The sequence below is a fragment of the Symbiopectobacterium purcellii genome (assembly GCF_019797845.1).
Classification (GTDB): domain Bacteria; phylum Pseudomonadota; class Gammaproteobacteria; order Enterobacterales; family Enterobacteriaceae; genus Symbiopectobacterium; species Symbiopectobacterium purcellii.
In genome coordinates this window covers 4,776,326-4,801,093 of sequence record NZ_CP081864.1, presented here as the reverse complement: position 1 = coordinate 4,801,093, position 24,768 = coordinate 4,776,326, and the positions used below count along the sequence as shown (strand labels likewise).

The 24,768-nt window shown below is 55.0% G+C and carries 16 protein-coding genes; 11 read left to right on the top strand and 5 right to left on the bottom strand.

Going from position 1 to position 24,768, the window contains the following annotated elements; all coding sequences use genetic code 11:
* Positions 1-392: 392 nt before the first annotated feature.
* Positions 393-2,639 (top strand): TonB-dependent siderophore receptor, encoded by a 2,247-nt coding sequence (locus K6K13_RS22315; RefSeq protein WP_222158898.1) that lies wholly within the window; start codon positions 393-395, stop codon positions 2,637-2,639.
* Positions 2,640-2,643: 4 nt separating this feature from the next.
* Here K6K13_RS22315 and ilvY read toward each other — a convergent pair whose 3' ends face one another.
* Complete coding sequence (gene ilvY / locus K6K13_RS22310) at positions 2,644-3,534, bottom strand: HTH-type transcriptional activator IlvY (protein ID WP_222158897.1); 891 nt, start codon at positions 3,532-3,534, stop codon at positions 2,644-2,646.
* 162 nt (positions 3,535-3,696) lie between these two features.
* Here ilvY and ilvC point away from each other — a divergent pair, with 162 nt between their 5' ends.
* On the top strand, positions 3,697-5,175 hold the full coding sequence (gene ilvC, locus K6K13_RS22305; RefSeq protein ID WP_222158896.1) for a ketol-acid reductoisomerase: 1,479 nt from the start codon (positions 3,697-3,699) through the stop codon (positions 5,173-5,175).
* Positions 5,176-5,251: 76 nt separating this feature from the next.
* On the opposite strand, the gene putP is transcribed toward ilvC, so the two are convergent.
* Complete coding sequence (gene putP / locus K6K13_RS22300) at positions 5,252-6,736, bottom strand: sodium/proline symporter PutP (protein WP_222158895.1); 1,485 nt, start codon at positions 6,734-6,736, stop codon at positions 5,252-5,254.
* Between the two features lie 481 nt (positions 6,737-7,217).
* Between putP and putA the strand changes: the two genes are divergently transcribed.
* Positions 7,218-11,186 carry a trifunctional transcriptional regulator/proline dehydrogenase/L-glutamate gamma-semialdehyde dehydrogenase gene (putA, locus tag K6K13_RS22295; protein ID WP_222158894.1) on the top strand — a complete coding sequence of 1,323 codons (3,969 nt, stop codon included), beginning with the start codon at positions 7,218-7,220 and terminating at the stop codon, positions 11,184-11,186.
* A gap of 62 nt (positions 11,187-11,248) precedes the next feature.
* Here putA and ppiC read toward each other — a convergent pair whose 3' ends face one another.
* Positions 11,249-11,530, bottom strand: coding sequence for a peptidylprolyl isomerase PpiC (ppiC, locus tag K6K13_RS22290; protein WP_222158893.1), 282 nt, complete (start codon positions 11,528-11,530; stop codon positions 11,249-11,251).
* A gap of 178 nt (positions 11,531-11,708) precedes the next feature.
* Here ppiC and rep point away from each other — a divergent pair, with 178 nt between their 5' ends.
* Positions 11,709-13,733 (top strand): DNA helicase Rep, encoded by a 2,025-nt coding sequence (rep, locus tag K6K13_RS22285; RefSeq protein WP_222158892.1) that lies wholly within the window; start codon positions 11,709-11,711, stop codon positions 13,731-13,733.
* 8 nt (positions 13,734-13,741) lie between these two features.
* On the opposite strand, the gene gppA is transcribed toward rep, so the two are convergent.
* The gene (gppA, locus tag K6K13_RS22280) at positions 13,742-15,238 is read right to left on the bottom strand and encodes a guanosine-5'-triphosphate,3'-diphosphate diphosphatase (RefSeq protein WP_222158891.1); all 1,497 of its coding nucleotides are present in this window, start codon (positions 15,236-15,238) and stop codon (positions 13,742-13,744) included.
* Between the two features lie 6 nt (positions 15,239-15,244).
* Positions 15,245-16,531 (bottom strand): ATP-dependent RNA helicase RhlB, encoded by a 1,287-nt coding sequence (gene rhlB / locus K6K13_RS22275; RefSeq protein WP_222158890.1) that lies wholly within the window; start codon positions 16,529-16,531, stop codon positions 15,245-15,247.
* 117 nt (positions 16,532-16,648) lie between these two features.
* Between rhlB and trxA the strand changes: the two genes are divergently transcribed.
* From trxA to rffG, 7 genes are all read left to right on the top strand, one after another.
* On the top strand, positions 16,649-16,975 hold the full coding sequence (gene trxA, locus K6K13_RS22270; protein WP_196908155.1) for a thioredoxin TrxA: 327 nt from the start codon (positions 16,649-16,651) through the stop codon (positions 16,973-16,975).
* A 471-nt stretch (positions 16,976-17,446) separates the two neighbouring features.
* The gene (gene rho / locus K6K13_RS22265) at positions 17,447-18,706 is read left to right on the top strand and encodes a transcription termination factor Rho (RefSeq protein WP_010283881.1); all 1,260 of its coding nucleotides are present in this window, start codon (positions 17,447-17,449) and stop codon (positions 18,704-18,706) included.
* A gap of 308 nt (positions 18,707-19,014) precedes the next feature.
* Positions 19,015-20,097, top strand: a complete 1,083-nt coding sequence (gene wecA / locus K6K13_RS22260; protein WP_222158889.1) for a UDP-N-acetylglucosamine--undecaprenyl-phosphate N-acetylglucosaminephosphotransferase — start codon at positions 19,015-19,017, stop codon at positions 20,095-20,097.
* Between the two features lie 23 nt (positions 20,098-20,120).
* Positions 20,121-21,218 (top strand): ECA polysaccharide chain length modulation protein, encoded by a 1,098-nt coding sequence (wzzE, locus tag K6K13_RS22255; RefSeq protein ID WP_222158888.1) that lies wholly within the window; start codon positions 20,121-20,123, stop codon positions 21,216-21,218.
* Between the two features lie 52 nt (positions 21,219-21,270).
* Positions 21,271-22,404, top strand: a complete 1,134-nt coding sequence (gene wecB / locus K6K13_RS22250; RefSeq protein WP_222158887.1) for a non-hydrolyzing UDP-N-acetylglucosamine 2-epimerase — start codon at positions 21,271-21,273, stop codon at positions 22,402-22,404.
* 23 nt (positions 22,405-22,427) lie between these two features.
* Complete coding sequence (wecC, locus tag K6K13_RS22245; protein ID WP_222161227.1) at positions 22,428-23,690, top strand: UDP-N-acetyl-D-mannosamine dehydrogenase; 1,263 nt, start codon at positions 22,428-22,430, stop codon at positions 23,688-23,690.
* The gene (rffG, locus tag K6K13_RS22240) at positions 23,681-24,754 is read left to right on the top strand and encodes a dTDP-glucose 4,6-dehydratase (RefSeq protein ID WP_222158886.1); all 1,074 of its coding nucleotides are present in this window, start codon (positions 23,681-23,683) and stop codon (positions 24,752-24,754) included. The genes wecC and rffG overlap by 10 nt, the downstream gene beginning before the upstream one ends.
* The last annotated feature ends 14 nt before the right edge of the window (positions 24,755-24,768 follow it).

Sequence of the window (24,768 nt, the reverse complement as noted above, 5' to 3'; positions counted from 1 at the left end):
TCGCTTCCTGTTGGCCGATGTGTTAGCCGCATAGCGGCATGCCCAGAATCGAAAACTGATATTCGCGACGGCGGAGTGGCGTTAAACTACTCACTAATTGCCTTGGGTCTTTGTCCGAGTGATTCTGTCTTATCAGGTATGTCTTGTGACATTTACTGCGAAAGTGATACGCCTTGCGGTTCACGTTCACCGGCAATCAGGAGCAGATTCGTTGCAGCAAGGCTGAGGCGATCGAACACCCGCGCGGTGAATCCCTTTCATTTTTACAACGCAATATTAAATGCAAAGTATGAAATATTAATGCAATTGCACAAGTGCGATTGAGGCGGATTTGCATTTGAAATAATCTATTTTTTTGCATTATCAGCCACGAATATGCTGGCTAATTTGTGATGCATAAAAAGAGTATTGCAGTTAAGGATGAGTGTGTGTCTGAAAATAAAAGGAAATTTTACCTCATTGCGCGGTTATTTTTCGGTTTTATCACGGTATTGAGTGTTGCTTCGTCGTTATTGGTGGCAGCGCAAACGTTGGCCGCCGAAACGGTAACCGGCAACGCTGATGTGATGGTGGTCATTGCTCAGGGCGAGCAAAATACGACGCTTCCTGCTGGTGGAATCATTGCGAAACAGAGTACCGCTGGCACGAAAACGCCAACACCGTTGGTAAAGACGCCACAGTCGATCGCAGTGGTTACGCGTGCGCAAATGGACAAACAGCGGGTGAGGTCCGTCTCCGATGCGTTGAATTACTCTGCTGGCGTGCTTCCAAATTACCGGGGCTCCTCTAACCGCAATGATAAAACCATCGTGCGCGGTTTTCGCTATGCGCCCAAATTTCTGGATGGGCTGAGTTTTGGCCTCATCGGGCAAGGTGCCGGTATTGGAAAGATCGACCCCTGGCTGTTAGAACGCGTTGAATTGATTCGCGGCCCGGCGTCTGTCATGTATGGTCAGGTCGATCCTGGCGGTACGATTATCATGACCAGCAAACGTCCTACGGCAGAAAAGATTCGCCACGTGCAGTTTAGCGCGGGTAACCAACGTTTTGGTGAAGCGGCGTTTGATTTCGGCGGCGTGCTAAACGATGACAGCTCGCTGTTATATCGCTTGAACGGGATAGCCAATACCCAGCAGCAATTTGTCAATAATACGCGGCAACAACGCATGGCGATTGCCCCGGCTTTGACGTGGTTGCCCAACGCTGACACCAGCCTGACCGTGCTGACCCGTTACCAATACGATCCCGAGGCGGGTTTTCGTAACTTCTTGCCCGCTTACGGCACCGTGTTTGCCACCAACGCGGGTTATATTCCTTACACGCTGAATGTCAGCGATCCAAATTACCATCACTCAACGCGTGAGCAGACGGCGTTCGGTTATATTTTCGAGCACTCCTTTAACAGCGCTATTTCCCTTCAACAGAATCTGCGTTACTCACAACTGCATGATAACTATAAATCTCTGGTTTACAGCACCGGAGGCAGCGTCGCGGATACTACGCTAATACGTAATCAGCAACGCGAAAAAATAGATGCGGATGAATTGGGGATCGATACCCAATTGAAAGCGAACGTCGTGACCCATGCGGTGAGCCATACCCTGCTGGCTGGGTTGGACTACATCTGGCAGAAGCGTAACGCTAATTTCTGGCTCAATAGCGGGAGTCAGTATGATTTTGATTGGACTCACCCGCACTATGGTGGGGCCTATCTGGAAAATGACAGCGATTTGCACTTGGTGCGTAGCGCGAATAAAAAGCTCGATCAGGTCGGACTCTATGTGCAGGATCAGGCGATATGGCGGCAGTGGAACCTGCTGCTCTCTGGACGTCACGATTGGACAGAAATTCGCACTTACGAAAGCACGCTCAATAATGCCAAAAGGCAGTCGAATTATAATGATTTTACCGGTCGTGCAGCGCTGCTGTATGCGTTTGAGAATGGTTTTTCACCCTATATCAGTTACAGCACCTCCTTTGAGCCCAATCTTGACAGTGGCATTCCGGGTTCGGAGCCCTTCAAACCGACAACCGGTGAGCAAACTGAAGTGGGGATAAAGTTTCAGCCCGTCGGCCGCGACACTTTGTTAACGCTATCGTTGTTTGACATCACGCAGAAAAATATCACCTCATGGAACAGCAAACTCAAGTTCAACGAGCAAATTGGCAGAGTCGAATCGCGGGGCGCTGAAGCGGAGATCCATACCCAGATTACACCCGCACTGAGTCTGATGTCAGCGTACAGTTATACGGAGGCGGAAACCAAGGAGAGCATCAATGCGAGCATACCGGCGGGGAACCGGCCAGCGGCCACACCACGCCATATGGCCTCCGCCTGGGGCACCTATGTTGTTCGCGACGGCCCGTTGGCTGGGTTGGCGCTGGGAACGGGCGCGCGTTATATCGGCAGCAGTTATGGCGATAACCAGGAGAGCTTCAGCGTGCCGCACTACATCCTGTATGACGCGATGGTGAGTTATGATTTGGGCTCAGCCGCGTCGCAGTGGAAAGGTGCGGTGTTGCAGATCAATGTCAACAACCTGACCGATAAGCATTATGTGGCGTCTTGCAGCAATAGCGAAGCCTGTTTTTATGGCGCGGGTCGTACCATTATCGCCACTGTCAGTTACCGTTGGTAACCCCTCAGGCGTTGTCCTGCAAGATATGCCAGAACGCGGCGATCAAGGGCTCATTGAGTCGCTTTTTCTGTACGCATACGCCAAGCTCAAACGGCTCCATGGCCTGCTCCAATAATACCGAGACGCGATTGCGCACCGGCTCTGGGCTGTTTTCCAGCACCACGTCCGGGATCAGCGAAATGCCACAGCCCAGTGCCACCATCGACACCATCGCTTCATGCCCGGACACGGTGGCGTAAATCAGCGGATTGACGATGTGGTGGCGGCGAAACCAGACATCAATACGTTTTCGCACCGGGCCGTGCTCGGGCAAAATAAACGGAATCTGTGCCCAGTCTGGATTGGGTTGCCGTACCATCGACTGCACCGGTGATGCCAGCGCCGGGGCAATCAGTACCAGGGGGATCTTGCCGATAGGCATAAAATCGATGGTGGTGGGCAGGGTTTCCGGGTGGCCTGCGATACCGAGATCGGCTTCATTAGACTGCACTTTTTCCACCGCATCGGCGGCATCGCCAGTGGTTAGCTTGATTTCGACCAGCGGATGCTGGGCGCGGAAACGGTCGAGGATCGGCGGTAGGTGGCTATAGGCGGCGGTTACGGAACAGAAAATGCGTAGCTCGCCGCTCAATGACGGCCCGCGTTGCCCAATAGCGTGGCGCAACTGCTCATAGTGCAGCAGCGTTTGCTGAGCAAATTGTTTCAATTGCTCACCGGCATCGGTCAGTTGCACCGTGCGGTTATCACGTAAAAACAGGGCTTGCCCAACATCCTCTTCCAGCCGTTGGATTTGGCGCGACAAGGTTGACGGACTCAGGTGCATGGCTTTGGCGGTGCGCCCGAAATGGCGGCTGTCACACAGATGCAGAAACAGTTTTAAATCTCGTAAATCCATGTGCGCGCGGCCTCATTTTCATCTTGCAGTTATTGCAATGTCATCTTGTTAATATATCAATTTAAGCAATACTTTTCCTGTCATATCATGAGGGCATTCAGGCTTCCCTGACAGGAAACCTCTTCTGAACACTCGCAATTAACAGATTAAACGGAGTTGTGCATGGCTAACTATTTCAACACTTTGAACCTGCGTCAGCAGTTGGCGCAATTGGGTGTATGTCGTTTCATGGGGCGTGATGAATTCGCAGACGAAGCGAACTACCTGAAAGGCAAAAAAGTGGTGATCGTCGGTTGCGGCGCGCAAGGGCTGAACCAGGGGTTGAACATGCGCGATTCCGGGCTGGATATCGCCTATGCGCTGCGTGCAGAAGCTATCGCGGAAAAACGTGCGTCATGGCGTAAAGCGACAGAAAATGGCTTTAACGTCGGCACCTATGAAGACCTGATCCCGCAGGCTGATCTGGTGGTGAACCTGACGCCAGACAAGCAGCACTCCGCTGTCGTTCAGGCTGTTCAACCGCTGATGAAGCAGGGCGCATCGCTGGGTTACTCTCACGGCTTCAACATCGTTGAAGTGGGTGAGCAGATTCGTAAAGACATCACTGTGGTGATGGTGGCGCCGAAATGTCCGGGCACCGAAGTGCGTGAAGAGTACAAACGTGGCTTTGGCGTTCCGACGCTTGTCGCAGTTCACCCGGAAAACGATCCGAAAGGTGAAGGCATGGCGATCGCCAAGGCCTGGGCTGCGGCAACGGGTGGTCACCGTGCGGGCGTGCTGCAATCTTCTTTCGTTGCTGAAGTGAAATCTGACCTGATGGGTGAGCAGACCATCCTGTGCGGTATGTTGCAGGCGGGTTCTTTGCTGAGCTTTGATAAACTGGTTGCTGAAGGCACCGATCCGGCCTATGCAGAAAAACTGATTCAGTTCGGCTGGGAAACCATTACCGAAGCGCTGAAGCAAGGCGGTATCACGCTGATGATGGATCGCCTGTCTAACCCGGCAAAACTGCGTGCTTATGCGCTGTCTGAGCAGTTGAAAACCATCATGGCTCCGCTGTTCCAGAAACACATGGATGATATCATCTCCGGTGCGTTCTCCAGCGGTATGATGGAAGACTGGGCCAACGACGACATCAAACTGCTGACCTGGCGTGAAGAAACCGGTAAATCCGCGTTTGAAAATGCCCCGCAGTTCGACGGTAAAATCGCCGAGCAAGAGTATTTTGACCACGGTGTGCTGATGATCGCGATGGTTAAAGCGGGTGTGGAACTGGCGTTCGAAACCATGGTAAGCGCGGGTATCATCGAAGAATCTGCGTACTACGAATCGCTGCATGAACTGCCGCTGATTGCGAACACCATTGCACGTAAGCGTCTGTATGAAATGAACGTGGTTATCTCTGATACCGCAGAATACGGTAACTACCTGTTCGCGAATGCCGTCGTGCCGTTGCTGAAACAGGCATTCATGGCTTCACTGCAAGCGGGTGACATCGGCAAGCCGGTGGCTGCCAGCAGCGTGGACAATGCACAACTGCGCGACGTCAATGATGCGATCCGCAACCACCCGATCGAAGCGGTTGGTCAGAAACTGCGTGGCTATATGAAAGACATGAAACGCATTGCAGTTGCGGGTTAACAATAAACGCATTACTCCGGCAATGAAAAAGGCGCAACCGTGGTTGCGCCTTTTTTATATGTGAAACTTATCTTCTTTAACGGCTCTGGAACTGGGCTTCTGCCTGCTGGAAGCGATCGGTGACGGCTTTGGACGGCGCACGACCCATCAGGCTAACGATAAAGATCGCCAGGCTGGCAAAGAGAAAGCCGGGGATGATTTCATACAGATTAAACCAGGCATTCTGTTTCCAGATAATCACTGTGGCAGCCCCGATCAGCATACCGACCAGTGCACCGTTACGCGTCATGCGCGGCCACAGCAGAGAAATCAGGATCACCGGACCAAACGCGGCGCCAAAACCGGCCCAGGCGTAGCTGACCAGCCCCAATACGCGGTTTTCCGGGTTGGCGGCCAACACGATTGAAATGATGGCAATCAGTAGCACCATAATGCGACTGACCCAGACCAGCTCGCGCTGCGTAGCACCGGGGCGGAAGAAGGGGCGGTACAAGTCTTCGGTAATGGCGCTGGAACAGACCAGCAACTGACAACTCAGGGTGCTCATCACCGCCGCCAGAATGGCGGAGAGCAGGATACCGGCAATCCACGGGTTAAACAGCAGCATAGAAAGCTCAATAAATACCCGCTCGGCATTGTTGGTGACGTTGCCCGCTTGTTCCGGGTGATTGCTGAAGTAGGCGATACCGAAGAAGCCCACGCTCACCGCACCGGCGAGACACAGGATCATCCAGGTCATGCTGATGCGGCGTGCGCTGCGAATGGTGTGGTGAGAATCCGCCGCCATAAAGCGTGCCAGAATGTGCGGCTGTCCAAAGTAGCCCAGACCCCAACCCAGCAGCGAAATGATGGCGATAACGTCCAGCCCTTTGAACATATCCAGGTTGGCCGGGTTTTTCGCCGCGATAACCAACAGTGAGGTATCGACGCCATCCAGCGCCAGAATCACCATCACCGGTGTCAGGATCAGGGCGAAAATCATCAGCGTGGCCTGTACCGTATCCGTCCAACTGACCGCCAGATAACCACCGATAAAGGTATAGGCGATGGTCGCTGCCGCACCAGCCCACAATGAGGTGGCGTAGCTCATGCCAAAGGTGCTTTCGAACAAGCGGGCACCGGCAACGATGCCAGAAGCGCAGTAAATGGTAAAAAACACCAGAATAATCAAGGCCGCAATGACTCTCAGGATTTTTCTGGTGTCTTCGAAACGGTGGGTAAAATAGTCTGGCAAGGTCAACGCGTTATGGTTCACCTCAGTGTGAACGCGCAGGCGGCCTGCAACCCAGCGCCAGTTGAGGTAAGCGCCGATAGTCAACCCGATAGCGATCCAGCTTTCAGAAATGCCGGAAATAAATATCGCACCCGGCAACCCCATCAGCAGCCAGCCGCTCATGTCAGAAGCCCCCGCTGAAAGTGCCGTGACCACGCTGCCCATCCGGCGTCCGCCCAGGATATAGTCGCCAAGGGTGGTGGTTGAGCGATAGGCGGCCAGGCCGATCAAGACCATTCCGAAGATATACACCAGAAAGGTCACCAGCATGGGTGTACTCATTGTCATTAGAATCTCCAAGTTAAAGCGCCCCGTCTATCCCCATCATGTAGGGCATAAAGGCAAATCATATTGTTGGTATATACCCGTCATACTTCAAGTTGCAGGTGCGTTGGCGGCGTTCACTCACCCGAATCACTTACCTGAGCAAGCTCATCGGGATTCATTCACTTGCCGCCTTCCTGCAACTCGAATTATTTAGGGTATGACCTGACGGGAACGACGTCAGGTAAAGCGCAGTCTGCACGATAGCGTATCCCTCGTGCAGCCTGTTTTTTCTTATAATGTAAAGCGTTAACGATTTGTTATATTTCCCCGTCACGCCGATGTTATACACTTGTTAACTGCATTGCATCTTATGGCAACTCGCAAAAAACCAGGTTGCATAATCCGATAACGACGGCCAAGCTTCGAAGGCATACCTTCAAAAAATCAACGTTATCCGATCCCTCACTATCGATGATTATCTTGGCTTCACTGGAGTGAAACGATGGGATTCTCCACTATAGCGGTAAAGCTTGACGATGCGACCCGCAATCGTATCGAACGTACAGCGCAGCGCCTTGATCGCACATCGCATTGGCTGATTGAGCACGCCATTTTTTGTTATCTCGACGCCGTCGAACGCGATGGCAAGGCACCTGATATCACGCCAGAGCAAGGGGCGGCATTCCAGCGCGCGCCGGAGATTATGCCGCAATCTCGTCAGGAAGGAAGCTATCAACCGTTTTTAGCTTTCACGCAAACGCTGTTACCCCGTTCACCGCTGCGTGATGCTATCACGGCAGCATACCGCCGTTCCGAGGGGGAGATGGTGCCATTGCTGCTCGAGCGGGTAGAACCGATGGCATCTATGGCCCCGGCTGTGCAGGCGCTGGCCTATCGGTTGGCGCAGACGCTGCGGAGTGAACAGCAGACGCACGGGCGAGCGGGACGGGTGCAAAGTTTGCTACAGGCCTTCTCCCTGTCGTCATCAGAGGGGATTGCGCTGATGTGTCTGGCGGAAGCGTTGCTGCGCATTCCCGATGCTTCAACGCGCAATGCGCTGATCCGTGACAAGATCAGCAGCGGAGACTGGTCTTCCCACTTGGGGAAAGGGCAATCGCTGTTCGTCAATGCGGCGACCTGGGGACTGTTGCTGACCGGAAAGCTGGTTGCGACGCACAGTGAAACCCGTCTGGCGCACACCCTGAAGCAACTGATTAACAAAGGGGGCGAGCCGGTCATTCGATTGGGGATGGATCGCGTGATGCGCCTGATGGGGGAGCAGTTTGTTACCGGCGAAACCATCGAAGAGGCGCTGTCCAACGCACAACACCTGGAGCAGCAGGGATTTCGCTACTCCTATGATATGTTAGGCGAAGCGGCGCTTACCGCACAGGATGCGGAGGCTTACTTCAACGCTTATCAGCAGGCGATTCATGCTATCGGCAGGGCGTCGCAGGGGCGCGGGGTGTACGAGGGGCCGGGCATCTCCATCAAGTTGTCGGCGCTGCATCCGCGTTATAGTCGCGCGCAATATGACCGCGTGATGGAGGTGCTCTATCCCCGTTTGTTGGCGTTGACGTTGCAGGCGATGCAGTACGACGTCGGCATTAATATTGATGCGGAAGAAGCGGAGCGGCTGGAGATCTCCCTCGACCTGTTGGAGCGGTTGTGCCATGAGCCTTCGCTGACGGGGTGGAAAGGGATCGGTTTTGTGGTACAGGCTTATCAGAAACGCTGCCCGTTTGTGATTGATTTCCTTATCGATCTGGCACAGCGTACCCAGCGACGCTTGATGGTGCGGTTGGTGAAAGGGGCTTACTGGGACAGCGAGATCAAGCGTACGCAAATGGACGGTCTGGAGGATTATCCCGTCTATACCCGCAAAGTTTATACCGATGTCGCCTATCTGGCCTGCGCCCGTCAACTGCTGGCGGCACCGGATGCCATTTACCCGCAGTTCGCTACCCACAATGCCCATACTCTGAGCGCGGTGTATACGCTGGCAGGTGACAGTTATTACCCTGGGCAATATGAATTTCAATGCCTGCACGGTATGGGGGAGGCGCTTTATTCACAGGTCGTCGGTCCCGAAGATCAGGGCAAGCTGGGGCGCCCCTGTCGGATTTATGCCCCCGTCGGCACCCATGAAACCCTGCTGGCCTATCTGGTACGGCGTTTATTGGAAAATGGTGCCAACACCTCGTTTGTTAACCGCATTGCGGATGCAGAGATCCCGCTGGAGCAACTGATTGCCAGCCCAATAGCTGAAGTACAGGCGCTGGCTTACAAAGAGGGCGCTCCCGGCTGCCCGCATCCGCGCATTCCTCTGCCCGCTCAGCTCTACGGCGCAGAGCGCTGCAATGCACAAGGCATAGACTTGACCGATGAAGGTTGCCTGCAAATGCTCGCGGCGGCCTTAAGCGCCGATGCCGCGCAGGTGCGGTATGCGGCACCGATGATGGTCGATGCCGCATCGCCGCTGGCGGCTCGGCCGGTGATCAATCCGGCCCAACAGCACGATATCGTGGGGTACGTTCATGATGCCAGCGAGGAGGATGTGTGCATCGCGCTGGGCCGTGCGGTGCAAGCGGCAGAACGGATTTCGACCGCATCACTGCCGCAGCGGGTTGCCAGTCTGCAACGCGCTGCCAGCCTGCTGGAAGCGGCGTATCCACAGTTCATCGGGCTACTGGTGCGGGAGGCGGGAAAAACCGTGCCAAACGCCATTGCTGAACTCCGCGAAGCGGTGGATTTTTTGCGCTATTACGCACAGCAGTCTGCTGTGGTGTCATTGGAACAGGCCTGTCCGCTGGGCGTGGTGGTTTGCATTAGTCCGTGGAACTTCCCGCTGGCCATTTTTACTGGGCAGGTCGCTGCCGCGCTGGCGGCGGGGAATGTGGTACTGGCAAAACCGGCGGAACAAACACCGCTGGTCGCCGCATTGGCGGTGCAATTGCTGCACCAGGCTGGCATTGCGCCAGATGTGTTGCAACTGCTGCCCGGTGCTGGGGAACGCGTCGGCGCGGCGTTGGTGCGCGATGCGCGCGTGAATGGCGTGCTGTTTACCGGCTCCACGGCGGTTGCCAAAAGCTTGCAGTGCACGCTGGCAGACCGGCTTGATGCGCACGGGCGACCTGCGGTGCTGATCGCTGAAACCGGTGGGATGAATGCCATGATTGTCGACTCGTCCGCGCTGACGGAACAGGTGGTCAGTGATGTCATGGCATCCGCCTTTGACAGCGCAGGGCAACGTTGTTCAGCACTGCGTCTGCTCTGTCTTCAGGAGGACATTGCGGAGGCGACCCTGAACATGCTGCGTGGTGCGATGGCACAGTTCCGCGTGGGCAATCCCGACCGTCTGGCAACGGACTGCGGCCCGGTGATTGACGATGAAGCTCGCGAACGGATCGAACAACATATTCACCTGATGCAAGCGGACGGGCATGCGGTGTTTCAGGCGGCTTTTGGTGCGCAGACGTGCGTGGCCTCATGGCGACAGGGCACCTTTGTGTTGCCAACGCTGATTGAACTGGATCACGTAGCCGACTTGCAACAAGAGATCTTTGGTCCGGTGCTGCACGTGGTGCGCTATGCCCGCGAGGGGCTGGATACCTTGATCGAGGAGATTAACGCCCTGGGGTACGGGCTCACGCTGGGCATCCATTCACGGATTGATGAAACCATTTCGCGTATCACGCAGCGAGCGCATGTGGGTAACCAATACGTCAACCGCAATATGGTGGGCGCCGTGGTGGGGGTGCAGCCGTTCGGGGGCGAAGGGCTATCCGGTACCGGGCCGAAAGCGGGCGGGCCGCTCTATCTGCCGCGTTTGCAGAGCACACCGCCTGGCCTGCCGAGCGCAGCGAGCAACGCACTGGGTGTCAATGCCACGTTGGCGACGACGCCAGAACGTGCAGGATTTGCGCTACTGGTTGACTGGGCGCAACAACAGGGGCGGCTGGCGGTGTTAGAGGCCGCGCAGAGCTACCGCGCCTGGGGCGCGGTCAGCGGTGTGATACGCCCACTGCCGGGGCCCACCGGCGAACGTAATACCTATATGCTGACACCGCGCGATAACGTGCTGTGTCTGGCGCAGGACAGTGACGATATTCTGCGCCAGTTGGCGGCGCTGCTGGCCGTGGGCAGTAACGCGCTATGGCCTGACAGCGTAGCGTTACGTGAACTTGCCGGCAGCTTGCCGCAGGAAGTGCAGCACCGCATCCGTTTTACCTCACAATGGCAACAGGACGCTGAGCATATTGGCGCGGTTATCTGCCACGGCGATGGTGACATGCTGCGTCAGGTTAACCAGCAGCTTACGCAATGGGCGGGGGCGATTATTCCTCTGCTCGGCTGTGAACCCGGCAGTGACACGGTACCGCTGGAGCGGTTATGGCATGAACGTGTGCTCAGCGTGAATACGGCGGCAGCGGGAGGAAATGCCAGCCTGCTGATGATGACCGAGTCATAATGCGGTACGCGCCGCGCAGTGTGCGCGGCGTAACAACACAGAACGCCCGGTTGGCAGAACGGTTAGTTGCGGTACAGCACCTTGATGATGTGGTAGCCGAACTGGGTTTTTACCGGTCCAAAGGGTTTTAGCAACTCGCAGGAAAATACCGCCTTGTCGAACGCGGGCACCATATCGCCCTGACGGAATTCACCCAGATTACCCCCCTCCCGTTTGGACGGGCAGGTAGAGTGCTTTTTGGCTAACTGCTGAAAATCTGCCCCTTGCGCCAATTGGTCCAGTAGATCATTCGCCTGTTGTTCCGTATCGACCAGGATATGCAGAGCAGATGCTGTTTTCGCCATGGGAATACCTTTCATGTGATTAAGAAGCGTGAATTGAACAGGCCTCACGCCGACGCCAATGGCTGGCAATGTAGCACGATGCCGGCCTGATGTGGATCGGTAAAGGCGAATCCGGCCATCAAGATCTGTGCGGCTTTCTGCTACAATCGGCTTCCGTTTTTATTGCGAGCTGAACGTCATGCGCCTGAATCCCAGTCAACAACATGCTGTCGAATTTGTTACCGGCCCTTGTCTGGTGCTGGCTGGCGCGGGGTCAGGTAAAACGCGCGTTATCACCAACAAGATTGCGCATCTGATCCGTCAGTGTGGCTATCAGGCGCGTCATATCGCCGCGGTGACCTTTACCAACAAGGCCGCGCGCGAAATGAAAGCGCGCGTAGCGCAAACCTTAGGACGTAAGGAGACGCGCGGGTTACTGATCGCCACCTTCCACACCCTGGGGCTGGAGGTTATCAAACGGGAATACGCCGCGTTGGGCATGAAGGCAAACTTCTCGCTGTTTGACGATCAGGATCAGGCCGCACTGCTCAATGAATTGACGGAAACCTGGTTGGAAGGGGATAAAACCCAGCTACAGCAGTTGACCTCCACCATTTCCAACTGGAAGAACGATCTGATGGACCCGCTTCAGGCGGCGGCATCGGCACAGTCGGAGCGCGATAAGCTGTTTGCACACTGCTATGGCCTGTATCACGACCATTTACGCGCCTGTAACGTACTGGATTTTGACGATCTAATCCTGCTGCCAACGCTGCTGTTCAAGCGCAATGAAGAGGTGCGTGAGCGCTGGCAAAACCGCTTGCGCTACCTGCTGGTGGATGAGTATCAGGACACTAACACCAGTCAGTATGAGCTGATCAAACTGTTGGTGGGTGCGCGTGCACGCTTTACCGTGGTCGGTGATGACGACCAGTCCATCTACTCTTGGCGCGGTGCCCGCCCGCAAAACCTGGTGCTGCTCTCTCAGGATTTCCCCCAGCTTGAAGTGATTAAGCTGGAGCAAAATTACCGATCCTCGGGCCGTATTCTCAAAGCGGCCAATATTCTGATCGCCAATAACCCACACGTATTTGAAAAAAAACTCTTTTCGGAATTGGGTTACGGCAGTGAACTGAAGGTGATCACCGCCAACAACGAAGACCATGAGGCGGAACGGGTGGTGGGCGAACTGATTGCTCATCACTTTATCAACAAGACGCAGTACAGTGACTATGCCATCCTTTATCGTGGCAACCATCAGTCGCGGCTGTTTGAAAAGATGCTGATGCAAAACCGCATTCCCTATCGTATCTCCGGCGGTACCTCCTTCTTTTCTCGTCCGGAAATCAAGGATCTGTTGGCCTATCTGCGCGTATTGACCAATGCGGATGATGACAGCGCCTTTCTGCGCATCGTTAATACCCCTAAGCGAGAAATCGGCCCTGCGACGTTACAGAAACTGGGAGAGTGGGCCAATGTGCGCAACAAAAGCCTGTTTACCGCCAGTTTTGATTTAGGGTTGGAAGCACACCTGTCTGGGCGTGGGTTGTCCTCACTGCAACGCTTTACCCACTGGATGCGGGACATTGCCCAGCAAGCGGAGCGGGAACCGGTGGCGGCGGTGCGCGACCTTATTCACGGGCTGGATTATGAAAGCTGGCTGTATGAAACCTCAACCAGCCCGAAAGCGGCGGAAATGCGTATGAAAAACGTCAACCAGCTGTTCAGTTGGATGACGGAAATGCTGGCAGGATCAGATCTTGATGAGCCGATGACGCTGACGCAGGTGGTGACGCGGTTTACGTTGCGCGACATGATGGAGCGCGGCGAAAACGAAGAAGAGCTGGATCAGGTACAACTGATGACGCTGCACGCCTCCAAAGGGCTGGAATTCCCCTATGTGTATCTGGTGGGGATGGAAGAGGGGCTATTGCCGCACCAGAGCAGCATTGACGAAGACAATGTCGATGAAGAGCGTCGCCTGGCCTATGTGGGCATCACACGGGCGCAACGTGAGCTGATTTTTACCCTGTGCAAAGAGCGACGCCAGTATGGCGAACTGATGCGGCCAGAACCCAGCCGTTTCTTGCTGGAACTGCCGCAGGACGATCTGCAATGGGAAACGGCGCGCAAAGTGGTTAGCGCGCAAGAGCGGATGCAAAAAGGGCAAAGCCATTTGGCGAACCTGCGCGCACAGCTGGCGCAGGCGCGCGATAAGGAGTAGCGCCGTTGTTACGGCGCGGCTTCCTCAATCACCAGCGGCCAGTGGGCATAGCCTTGCCAACGGCTCTCTTGTTCCAACGCTTCTGCGCGCAGGGGATGCGCTGCCAGCCAGCCAGCAGGCAACTGGATATGCAGAGTATCGCCGCTTGCCCGTAAAATGCTGTCAGGTAAGGTGTCATCACGGCGGCGGCTGGCGAAAATAATGGCCAGTCGCAACAAACGGCATAAGCGTTGTGCAGGCAGAACAGGCACAGCGTTTTGCTGATTCAATGACTGAAGATCGAGCGCACCACTCTGATTTAACACCAGAATAGCCAGTAGTTTTTTTTGTGCCGGTGTAAAACCGGGAAGATCGCTATTGCGAATGAGATAGGCGGCGTGTTGCGGTGCATTGCGAAAATCAATGGCCAGACCGATTTCATGCAGAAAACCGGCGCTGTGCAACAGCTCGCTACATCGATGATCCAACGGCCAATCCTGCGCTAGCTGATGCAGGAAATTATCGGCTAGTGTGCTGACGCGATGCCCTTGTTCACCGTCTAGCAGGTAGCGGCGTTGCAAATTGAGCAGCGTGCGTTGGCGAATATCTTGCTCTACGGGCAGGTGCAGCATCCCGTACACCAGGCCTTCACGCAGCGCGCCACCGGCCAGTGTCATACTCTGAATGCCAAGCTCCTGAAAAATAGCCAACAGAATGGACAATCCGCTGGGGAACACCAGCGCCCGTTCCAACCTCAGGCCGTCAATTTCCAGCTCTTCCAGCTTATGGCACGCAATGGCATGCTCTTTCAGGGCATGCAGCTTGTCGAGCGTAATGTCCTCGTCCATGCCAGCGGCCACCATAATCTCTTGCAATGCTTGTACCGTGCCGGATGCACCTACGCACACTTGCCACCCCTGCGCACGCAGTTGGTCGGCAACGGGGCGAATCATGTCACTGGCCGCCTGCTCAGCACGGGCAAAATTTTCTGCCGTCAGGGTGCGATCGCTGAAATAGCGCTCGAGCCAGGTCACACATCCCATCGGCAAGCTGAGCAACTGCGTGGCCTGCGCGGCGGTCCCGGTTGCCAGTTCGGTACTGCCACCGCCGATATCCACCACCAGACGTTGTTCCGGTCCACCGGTGGTGTGGGCCACGCCCTGATAAATCAGGCGTGCTTCCTCTTCACCGCTGATGACTTGAATCGGCAGGCCCAGAATTTGCTGCGCCTGTGCCAGAAACTCATCGGCATTAGTGGCAAGCCGCAGGGTTGCCGTGGCGACAACGCGGGTTTGCGTCTGAGGGATATCCTGCAAGCGTTCGGAAAACAGGCGCAAGCACTGCCAACCGCGCTGCATGGCTTCCTGTGACAAGCGGTTATCGCGATCCAGTCCTGCGGCCAAACGCACTTTCCGCTTAATGCGCGCCAGCGTCTGAATGCTGCCAGCGCTCTCCCGCACCACCAGCATATGGAAGCTGTTAGAGCCCAGATCGATCGCCGCATACAGCGAGGAAGCGTTTAGCATGGATGCTTAACTCGGCCTTTTACGGTTGCCGCGCGGTGCGCCGCTGCGACGTGGCGGACCACTGCGACGCGGGCCGCTGCTGGTACGCGTGCGAGGCAAGCGCTTCGGCGCAGGCAGATCGGTCATCAGCGCATCGCTATCGTATTTGCTCACCGGGATTGAATGGCCGGTGTATTGCTCAATAGCGGGAAGATTCAACGCATACTCTTCACAGGCCAGGCTGATGGAGAAGCCGCTGGCACCTGCACGTCCGGTACGGCCGATGCGGTGCACATAGTCTTCGCAATCGTCCGGCAAGTCATAGTTGAATACATGGGTGACGGCAGGAATGTGCAGGCCGCGGGCCGCAACATCAGTGGCGACCAAAATGTCCAGGTTGCCCTGCGTGAAGTCATCCAGAATGCGCAGGCGTTTTTTCTGCGCCACGTCGCCGGTCAGCAGGCCAACGCGATGGCCGTCCGCAGCCAGATGGCCCCAGATGTCTTCGCAGCGGTGCTTGGTGTTGGCGAAAATGATGCAGCGATCCGGCCACTCTTCTTCCAGCAACGTTTGTAGCAGGCGCATCTTCTCTTCGTTTGACGGATAGAACAGCTCTTCCTTAATGCGGTGCCCGGTTTTCTGCTCCGGCTCCACTTCAACGTACTCGGCGTTGTTCATCTGTTCAAACGCCAACTCACGCACACGGTATGACAGCGTGGCGGAGAACAGCATGTTCAGACGCTGCGTTACCGGTGGCATGCGGCGAAACAGCCAGCGAATATCTTTGATAAAGCCCAGATCGTACATTCTGTCGGCTTCATCCAGCACCACAACCTGAATGGCACCAAGGTTAATATGATTCTGCTTGGCGTAGTCGATCAAACGGCCCGTGGTACCGATCAGGATATCAACACCCTGCTCCAGTACTTTAAGCTGCTTATCGTAACCGTCTCCGCCGTAAGCCAGACCCAGTTTCAAGCCCGTCGATTCTACCAGTGGCTGTGCATCCGCGTGGATTTGCACAGCCAACTCGCGAGTGGGAGCCATGATCAGCGCGCGCGGCTGGTTGGTTTGACGCTCTGCCGAAGCAGGATGCGACAAGAGATAGTGGAAAGTAGACGCCAGAAATGCCAGCGTCTTGCCAGTTCCGGTTTGCGCCTGACCCGCGACGTCCCGACCATCAAGGGCGAGAGGTAGTGCGAGTGCTTGGATGGGCGTGCAGTTATAAAACCCTTTTCTTTCAAGGGCTTTTATCACCTGTGGGTGCAGCGCGAAGTCGGAAAACTTCTGTTCAGTCAAGTGTGTTTTGCTCATAGTGTGGTAGAATATCAGCTAACTATTGCTTTACGAAAGCGTATACAGTGAAATAAAGTCAAGCTTTGTTGGTTAATGCTACACCAACTCGCTAAAGATAATCCTGCGGAGTAAAAAATGAGCGATAAAATTATTCACCTGACAGACGACAGCTTCGAAACGGACGTGTTGCAGGCCGAAGGGGCAACACTGGTTGATTTTTGGGCTGAATGGTGTGGTCCCTGCAAAATGATCGCTCCTATTCTCGATGAAATCGCTGATGAATTCGAAGGTCGCATTACCGTTGCCAAGCTTAACATTGATGAAAATCCGGCGACTGCACCGAAATACGGCATCCGTGGTATCCCGACCCTGCTGCTGTTCAAGAACGGTGAAGTGGCGGCAACGAAAGTCGGCGCGCTGTCTAAAGGCCAGTTGAAAGAGTTTTTGAACACCAATCTGTAATGCCTGACAGATTTATCAACGCTATTTCATCGCACAAAGCGGTCAGTGTGGATTTCTCGTATTGACCGCTTGCCGCACGTCATGAAGCGTGCTAGATTCATCAGTACTGCATATCGTACTTGCCTATGTTTAAGCCTCACAGGCTTGAGCCTGAAAGTTTGAATCTATAGCATTACTCGCTGTCTATACCTTAACGCTGCCCGTTCGTGACAACAAATCGCACAAACACGGCATAAGAATCCGTAGCGTGGTCAGGCAATCTAAAAGTATTACATTAATTGGTTTCAGGTGTCTTCGATCTCTTGCCGTCGTTTTGTATCGGGCTTGCGTGGTCAACGTGTAACACGTTCACGTATCAAGCCAAACGGAATGGTGTGATTGAGGGCGGTATATGATAGTGGCACGGTGACCCTTGCCATCCCATTCACGTTAATTGTTCGAGATTTACCCCGAGTTTAAGAACCCACCACTATGAATCTTACCGAATTAAAGAATACGCCAGTTTCTGAGTTAATTACTCTTGGCGAAAACATGGGGCTGGAAAACCAGGCTCGTATGCGCAAGCAGGATATTATTTTCGCCATTTTGAAGCAGCACGCTAAAAGTGGCGAAGATATTTTCGGCGATGGCGTGCTGGAAATCTTGCAGGATGGTTTCGGTTTCCTCCGCTCCGCAGACAGCTCCTACCTCGCCGGCCCTGATGATATCTACGTTTCTCCCAGCCAAATTCGCCGCTTTAATCTTCGTACTGGTGACACCATTTCAGGCAAGATTCGTCCTCCCAAAGAAGGGGAACGCTATTTTGCTTTGTTGAAAGTCAACGAAGTCAACTACGACAAACCTGAAAACGCCCGCAACAAGATCCTGTTCGAAAACCTCACCCCGCTGCATGCCAACTCACGTTTGCGCATGGAACGCGGTAACGGTTCAACAGAAGACCTGACAGCACGCGTATTGGATTTGGCATCGCCGATCGGTCGTGGTCAGCGTGGTTTGATCGTGGCGCCGCCGAAAGCCGGTAAAACCATGCTGCTGCAAAATATTGCACAGAGCATCGCGTATAATCACCCTGATTGCGTGCTGATGGTGCTGCTTATCGACGAACGTCCGGAAGAAGTGACCGAGATGCAACGTCTGGTGAAAGGGGAAGTGGTCGCGTCTACCTTTGACGAGCCGGCCTCTCGCCACGTTCAGGTTGCTGAAATGGTGATTGAAAAGGCCAAGCGCCTGGTCGAGCATAAAAAAGACGTTATCATCCTGCTGGACTCCATCACCCGTCTGGCGCGTGCCTACAACACCGTGGTACCGGCGTCTGGCAAAGTGCTGACCGGTGGTGTGGATGCCAACGCCCTGCACCGTCCGAAACGCTTCTTTGGCGCTGCGCGTAACGTGGAAGAGGGCGGCAGCCTGACCATTATCGCCACGGCGCTGGTGGATACCGGCTCGAAGATGGACGAAGTCATTTACGAAGAGTTTAAAGGTACAGGTAACATGGAACTGCATCTGGCGCGTAAAATCGCTGAGAAGCGTGTGTTCCCGGCTATCGACTACAACCGTTCCGGTACGCGTAAAGAAGAGCTGCTTACCACCTCCGAAGAACTGCAAAAAATGTGGATCCTGCGCAAAATCATTCACCCAATGGGGGAAATCGATGCGATGGAGTTCCTGATCAACAAGTTGGCGATGACCAAAACCAACGATGAATTCTTCGACATGATGAAGCGCTCATAAGCACGCTGTGTTCTCGGGGAAAACGCCACGCGGGTCGTGGCGTTTTTTTTTAGGAACTTACCGACCTTTACACTACAGGGTGTTTTTCCAGAGTATTCTAGGATGTCCCGGCGTCATGCTTTCCGTTATGGTACGCACTGATTTGATGGCGTCATCATAACCCCGTTGCGAGCGCTTGCCCTGTGCATGTCCGCGCGATACCGTCGGCCGCATAATGATGTTGTGGTGAACGGCCCTGTTATGGCGAACCATGCTTCGCCGTGGCAGCCGACGGCGGCTTGTAGCCATAAACGGTAAACTTACTCGCTATGCGTCTAGAGTTATTATTGATTTTCTTGTTTTCTCTGGCTTTTCTATTCCTGGCCCGTTGCGTGGCAGGGCCGCTCGGTCTTGTCGATCGTCCCAATCAGCGTAAACGTCACCAAGGGCTGATCCCGTTGGTGGGGGGCATTTCCGTTTATGCTGGCTTGTGCTTCACCTTCCTGATCACCGACTACTACATTCCCCATTTCCGCTTTTACCTGCTGTGCGCCGGTATTTTGGTGTTTGTCGGGGCATTGGACGATCGCTTTGATATCAGTGTCAAAATTCGTGCGCTGGTTCAGGCGCTGGTGGCCGTTGCCATGATGGTGTTTGCGCATCTCTCATTGCGCAATCTGGGGGAGATGTTTGGCCCGTGGGATATGGTGCTGGGACCATTGGGCTATCTGGTGACGCTGTTTGCGGTGTGGGCGGCCATTAATGCGTTTAACATGGTCGACGGTATTGACGGTCTGCTCGGCGGTCTTTCCGCGGTGTCGTTTGGCGCGATGGGTATCCTGCTCTATGGCTACGGTCACCACAGTTTGGCGCTGTGGTGCTTTGCCATGATTGCGGCCACGCTGCCGTATATCTTGCTCAATCTCGGTTTTTTTGGCCGCCGCTATAAAGTGTTTATGGGCGATGCAGGCAGCACCATGATAGGGTTCACCGCCATCTGGATCCTGATGCAATCCACGCAGGGTAAATACCATCCGATTAACCCGGTAACGGCACTGTGGCTGATCGCCATTCCGTTGATGGACATGGTGGCCATCATGTACCGTCGCTTACGTCGAGGGATGAGCCCCTTCGCGCCGGATCGTCAGCATATCCATCACTTACTGATGCGTGCCGGGTTTACACCGCATCAGGCTTTTGTGTTGATCACCGTGGCTGCGGTGCTGTTGGCGGGTATCGGCATGGCCGGAGAGTATCTCTCTTTCATTCCTGAATGGGCCATGTTGGTGCTGTTTTTACTGGCCTTTGGGCTTTACGACTATTGCCTGAAACGGGCGTGGCGCGTGGCACGCTTTCTAAAACGCATCAAGCGTCGAACGCGTCGTAACGACAATCATCGACACTCAACTTGAAACCACATCACTTTGGGGAAGTAATGAAACACGAAAACCCTGCTAACGGAACCTCTGGCGAAGCCCATTACCGCGTGACGACTGCGGATGCCGGTATCGAGAATGAACTGGACATTCGTGGCCTGTGCGGTGCGTTGTGGCGAGGCAAATTCTGGATTGCCGGCGTAGCGCTGGCTTTCGCGCTGGTGGCGTTGGGGTATTCCTATCTTGCGCGCCAGGAGTGGAGCGCCATGGCAATAACGGACCGGCCCGGCGTCACGCGGCTGGGCGGTTATTATCCGCAACAGCAGTTCTTACGCAATCTGGATGCCAAAGCCTTTGCATCGCTGCCGCCCGAGGCGCTGTCGGTGTCAGCCAAAGTATACGACGAGTTTGTCATGCAGGTTGCCGCGTATGATACCCGGCGCGATTTCTGGCTACAGAGCGACTACTATAAATCGAATCAGGACGGTGATGCCAAGGCGGATGCAGCCTTGCTGGACGAACTGATCGCCGACATCCAGTTTACCCCGCGCGACGACGGCAAAAAGACCTTCGATAGCGTGCGCCTGACGGCGGACAACGCACCTGACGCCAATCGCCTGTTGCGCGACTATATCGAGTTTGCCAGTCAGCGCGCCGCGCAACACCTTAACGGTGAACTGAAGGGTGCCTGGGCGGCACGTAAGGTGTTTTTACAGTCGCAGATTCAGCGCCAGGAAGCGGTCGCGCAGGCCATTTTCGATCGCGACCTGAATAGCGTGAAGATGGCGCTAAAAATTGCGCAACAGCAGGGGATAAGCCGCAGCCAGACCGATACCCCCGCGCAAGAATTGCCGCCCTCAGAACTTTTCCTGTTGGGGCGTCCGATGTTGCAGGCGCAATTGGAATCCCTGCAGGCCAGTGGGCCGCGCTACGACATCGATTATGACCAAGATCGCGCCATGTTGGCGACGTTAAGCGTTGAGCCAACCCTCGATGCGGCATTGCAGACCTACCGTTATCTGCGCACGCCAGAGGAGCCGGTGAAGCGAGACAGTCCGCGTCGCCTGTTCTTGATGGTGATGTGGGGCGCTATCGGTGCATTAACCGGGGCGGGCATTGCATTGGTTCGCTGTAAACCTCAGCGGCGGGTGGATTGACCGTTTATGCCGCCTGAAAGGGCATCCCCTAACCTGATGAAAGAGATTCATAGTGAAAGTGTTGACTATTTTCGGCACCCGTCCAGAAGCCATCAAAATGGCCCCTCTGGTTTATGCCCTGGCTCAAGATGAAGCCTTTGAATCGAAAATATGCGTAACTGCCCAGCACCGGGAGATGCTGGATCAGGTGCTGCGTTTATTTGCTATTACGCCAGATTATGACTTGAACATTATGCAGCCGGGACAGGGGTTGAGCGAGGTCACTTGCCGTATTCTGGAAGGACTGGAGCCGGTATTGACGGCGTTCAAACCCGATCTTGTGCTGGTGCATGGTGATACCACCACCACGTTGGCCGCCAGCCTAGCGGCGCTGTATCAGCGTATCCCTGTCGCTCATGTGGAGGCGGGGTTGCGCACGGGCAATCTCTATTCGCCCTGGCCTGAAGAGGCCAACCGTAAGCTGACCGGCCATTTGGCGACCTATCACTTTGCGCCAACCGAGCGGGCGCGTGATAACCTGCTGCGGGAAAATCTCGGCGACCGGCAGATTCTGGTGACGGGAAATACGGTTATCGATGCGCTGTTCTGGGTGCGCGATCGAATTCTTGGCGATGAAACATTGCGCCACTCCCTGGATACCCACTACGGTTTTCTGGATGCGAATAAAAAACTGATTCTGGTTACTGGGCATCGTCGTGAAAACTTTGGCGACGGATTCGAGCGTATTTGTACTGCGCTGGCGGGCATTGCCCGTCGCCACCCACAAGCGCAGATTCTGTACCCGGTGCACCTGAACCCCAATGTGCGTGAGCCGGTTAATCGTATTTTAAGCGGTATTGATAACGTGTTTCTGATCGCGCCGCAGGAGTACTTGCCGTTTGTTTACCTGATGAACCGGTCGTACCTGATTTTGACCGATTCTGGCGGCATTCAGGAAGAAGCGCCCTCGCTGGGCGTGCCCGTGCTGGTGATGCGTGAAACAACCGAGCGGCCAGAAGCTGTGGACGCGGGAACGGTGCGGTTGGTTGGCACTGAGGTGATGACGATTCTGGACGCGGTGTCGCAACTGCTGACCGACAATGCGGCCTATCAGGCCATGAGCCGAGCGCATAACCCGTTCGGTGACGGCACCGCCTGTCAGCGTATTATTGCCGCACTGAAGAACCCTTTGGTTACACGACAATGAGCAATACCATGACAACTAACGCAATGACAATCAATAAAATAGTGGTAGTTGGGTTGGGCTATATCGGTTTGCCGACCGCAGCCGCGTTTGCCTCACGGAAAAAACAGGTGATTGGCGTGGACGTTAATCGCCATGCGGTGGAAACCATCAATCGCGGTGAGATTCATATTGTCGAACCCGATCTGGGGGCCATGGTAAAGGTCGCCGTGGAAAACGGTTATTTGACGGCAACGCATAAAGCCGAGGCGGCTGATGCCTTTCTGATTGCGGTGCCAACGCCGTTCAAAGAGGGACACGAACCGGATTTGAGCTATGTACAGGCAGCGGCAGCGTCGATTGCACCCGTGTTGCAGCCCGGCGCGCTGGTGGTGCTCGAATCCACCTGTCCCGTTGGCGCGACGGAGCAGATGGCGGCGTGGCTGGCCGACGCCCGACCCGATCTGACCTTCCCGCAGCACACCGGGGACGATGCCGATATTCATATTGCCTACTGTCCGGAGCGAGTATTGCCTGGGCAGGTGGTGGTGGAGCTCGTGAAAAACGATCGGGTAATTGGCGGTATGACGCCATCATGTGCCGCGCACGCCAGCGCGTTATACAAGATTTTTCTTGAAGGTGAATGCGTTGAAACTGACGCTCGCACGGCCGAGATGTGTAAACTGACAGAAAACAGCTTCCGTGACGTGAATATCGCCTTTGCCAACGAACTGTCGCTGATTTGTGCCGAACAGGGTATCAACGTATGGGAACTGATTCGTCTGGCGAATCGTCACCCGCGCGTGAATATCCTTCAGCCTGGCCCCGGCGTTGGCGGTCATTGCATCGCGGTAGACCCGTGGTTTATTGTGGCGCAAAACCCGCAGCAGGCGCGTTTGATACACACCGCGCGATTGGTGAACGACGGTAAGCCGTTGTGGGTGGTCGATCGCGTCAAAATGGCGGTAGCAGATTGTCTGGTGCAGAGCGGCAAACGCGCCAGTGACGTGACCATCGCCTGTTTTGGGCTGGCGTTTAAGCCGGATATTGACGATTTGCGCGAAAGCCCGGCGGTCGGGATTACCGAAATGATTGCGCAGTGGCACAGTGGCACGACGCTGGCCGTGGAGCCGAATGTGGCTGCGTTACCGCCACGTTTGACCGGGTTGGTCACCTTGACCGAATTGCCGACGGCGTTGCGTGAGGCAGATGTGGTGGTGATGCTGGTCGATCACCGTGCATTCCGCGCGATAGAACCTGAAAAGATAAAACAACAGTGGATTGTAGACACGAAAGGAGTATGGCGTTGAAACGTATTTTGGTTACAGGCGGCGCAGGGTTTATTGGTTCAGCGCTGGTGCGTTATCTGGTAACAGAAACGCAAGACAGTGTCGTGGTCGTCGATAAGCTGACCTATGCCGGGAATCTGGCGTCATTGGCCCCGGTGGCGGCCAGCGATCGTTTCGCGTTCGAGCAGGTTGATATCTGCGATCGTCCCGCTTTGGATCAGGTTTTTGCTACGTATCAGCCGGATATGGTGATGCATCTGGCGGCGGAAAGTCACGTTGACCGCTCGATTGACGGTCCGGCGGCATTTATTGAAACCAATATCGTCGGCACCTATCAGATGCTGGAAGCGGCGCGCCACTACTGGAACGCACTGGATGACGAGAAAAAAGCCGCCTTCCGTTTCCACCATATTTCCACCGATGAAGTGTTTGGCGATCTGCACGGCACGGACGATCTGTTTACCGAAACCACGCCGTATGCACCCAGCAGCCCTTATTCCGCCTCTAAAGCCTCCAGCGATCATCTGGTGCGTGCCTGGATGCGCACTTATGGGCTGCCGACGATCATCACCAACAGCTCCAATAACTACGGCCCTTACCACTTTCCGGAAAAATTGATTCCGTTGATGATCCTCAACGCATTATCCGCTAAGCCCCTGCCCGTGTATGGCAACGGTGCGCAGATCCGTGATTGGCTGTTTGTTGAAGATCATGCGCGTGCGCTTTACCGCGTGGTGACGGCGGGTGAGGTCGGGGAAACCTACAATATCGGCGGCCATAACGAGCGTAAAAACCTCGACGTGGTACATACCCTGTGCGACCTGCTGGAAGAGCTGGCGCCGCAAAAACCGGCGGGTGTAACCCATTATCGCGATTTGATTACCTATGTGACTGACCGACCCGGCCATGACATGCGTTATGCCATCGATGCCAGCAAAATGGCGCAGGAGCTGGATTGGAAACCGCAGGAGACGTTCGAGACCGGCATGCGTAAAACGGTATTGTGGTATCTGAATAATGAAGCCTGGTGGCGCAGCGTGCAGGATGGTTCCTATACCGGAGAACGGTTGGGACTGGACGCGTAATCGACGCGTTTGTC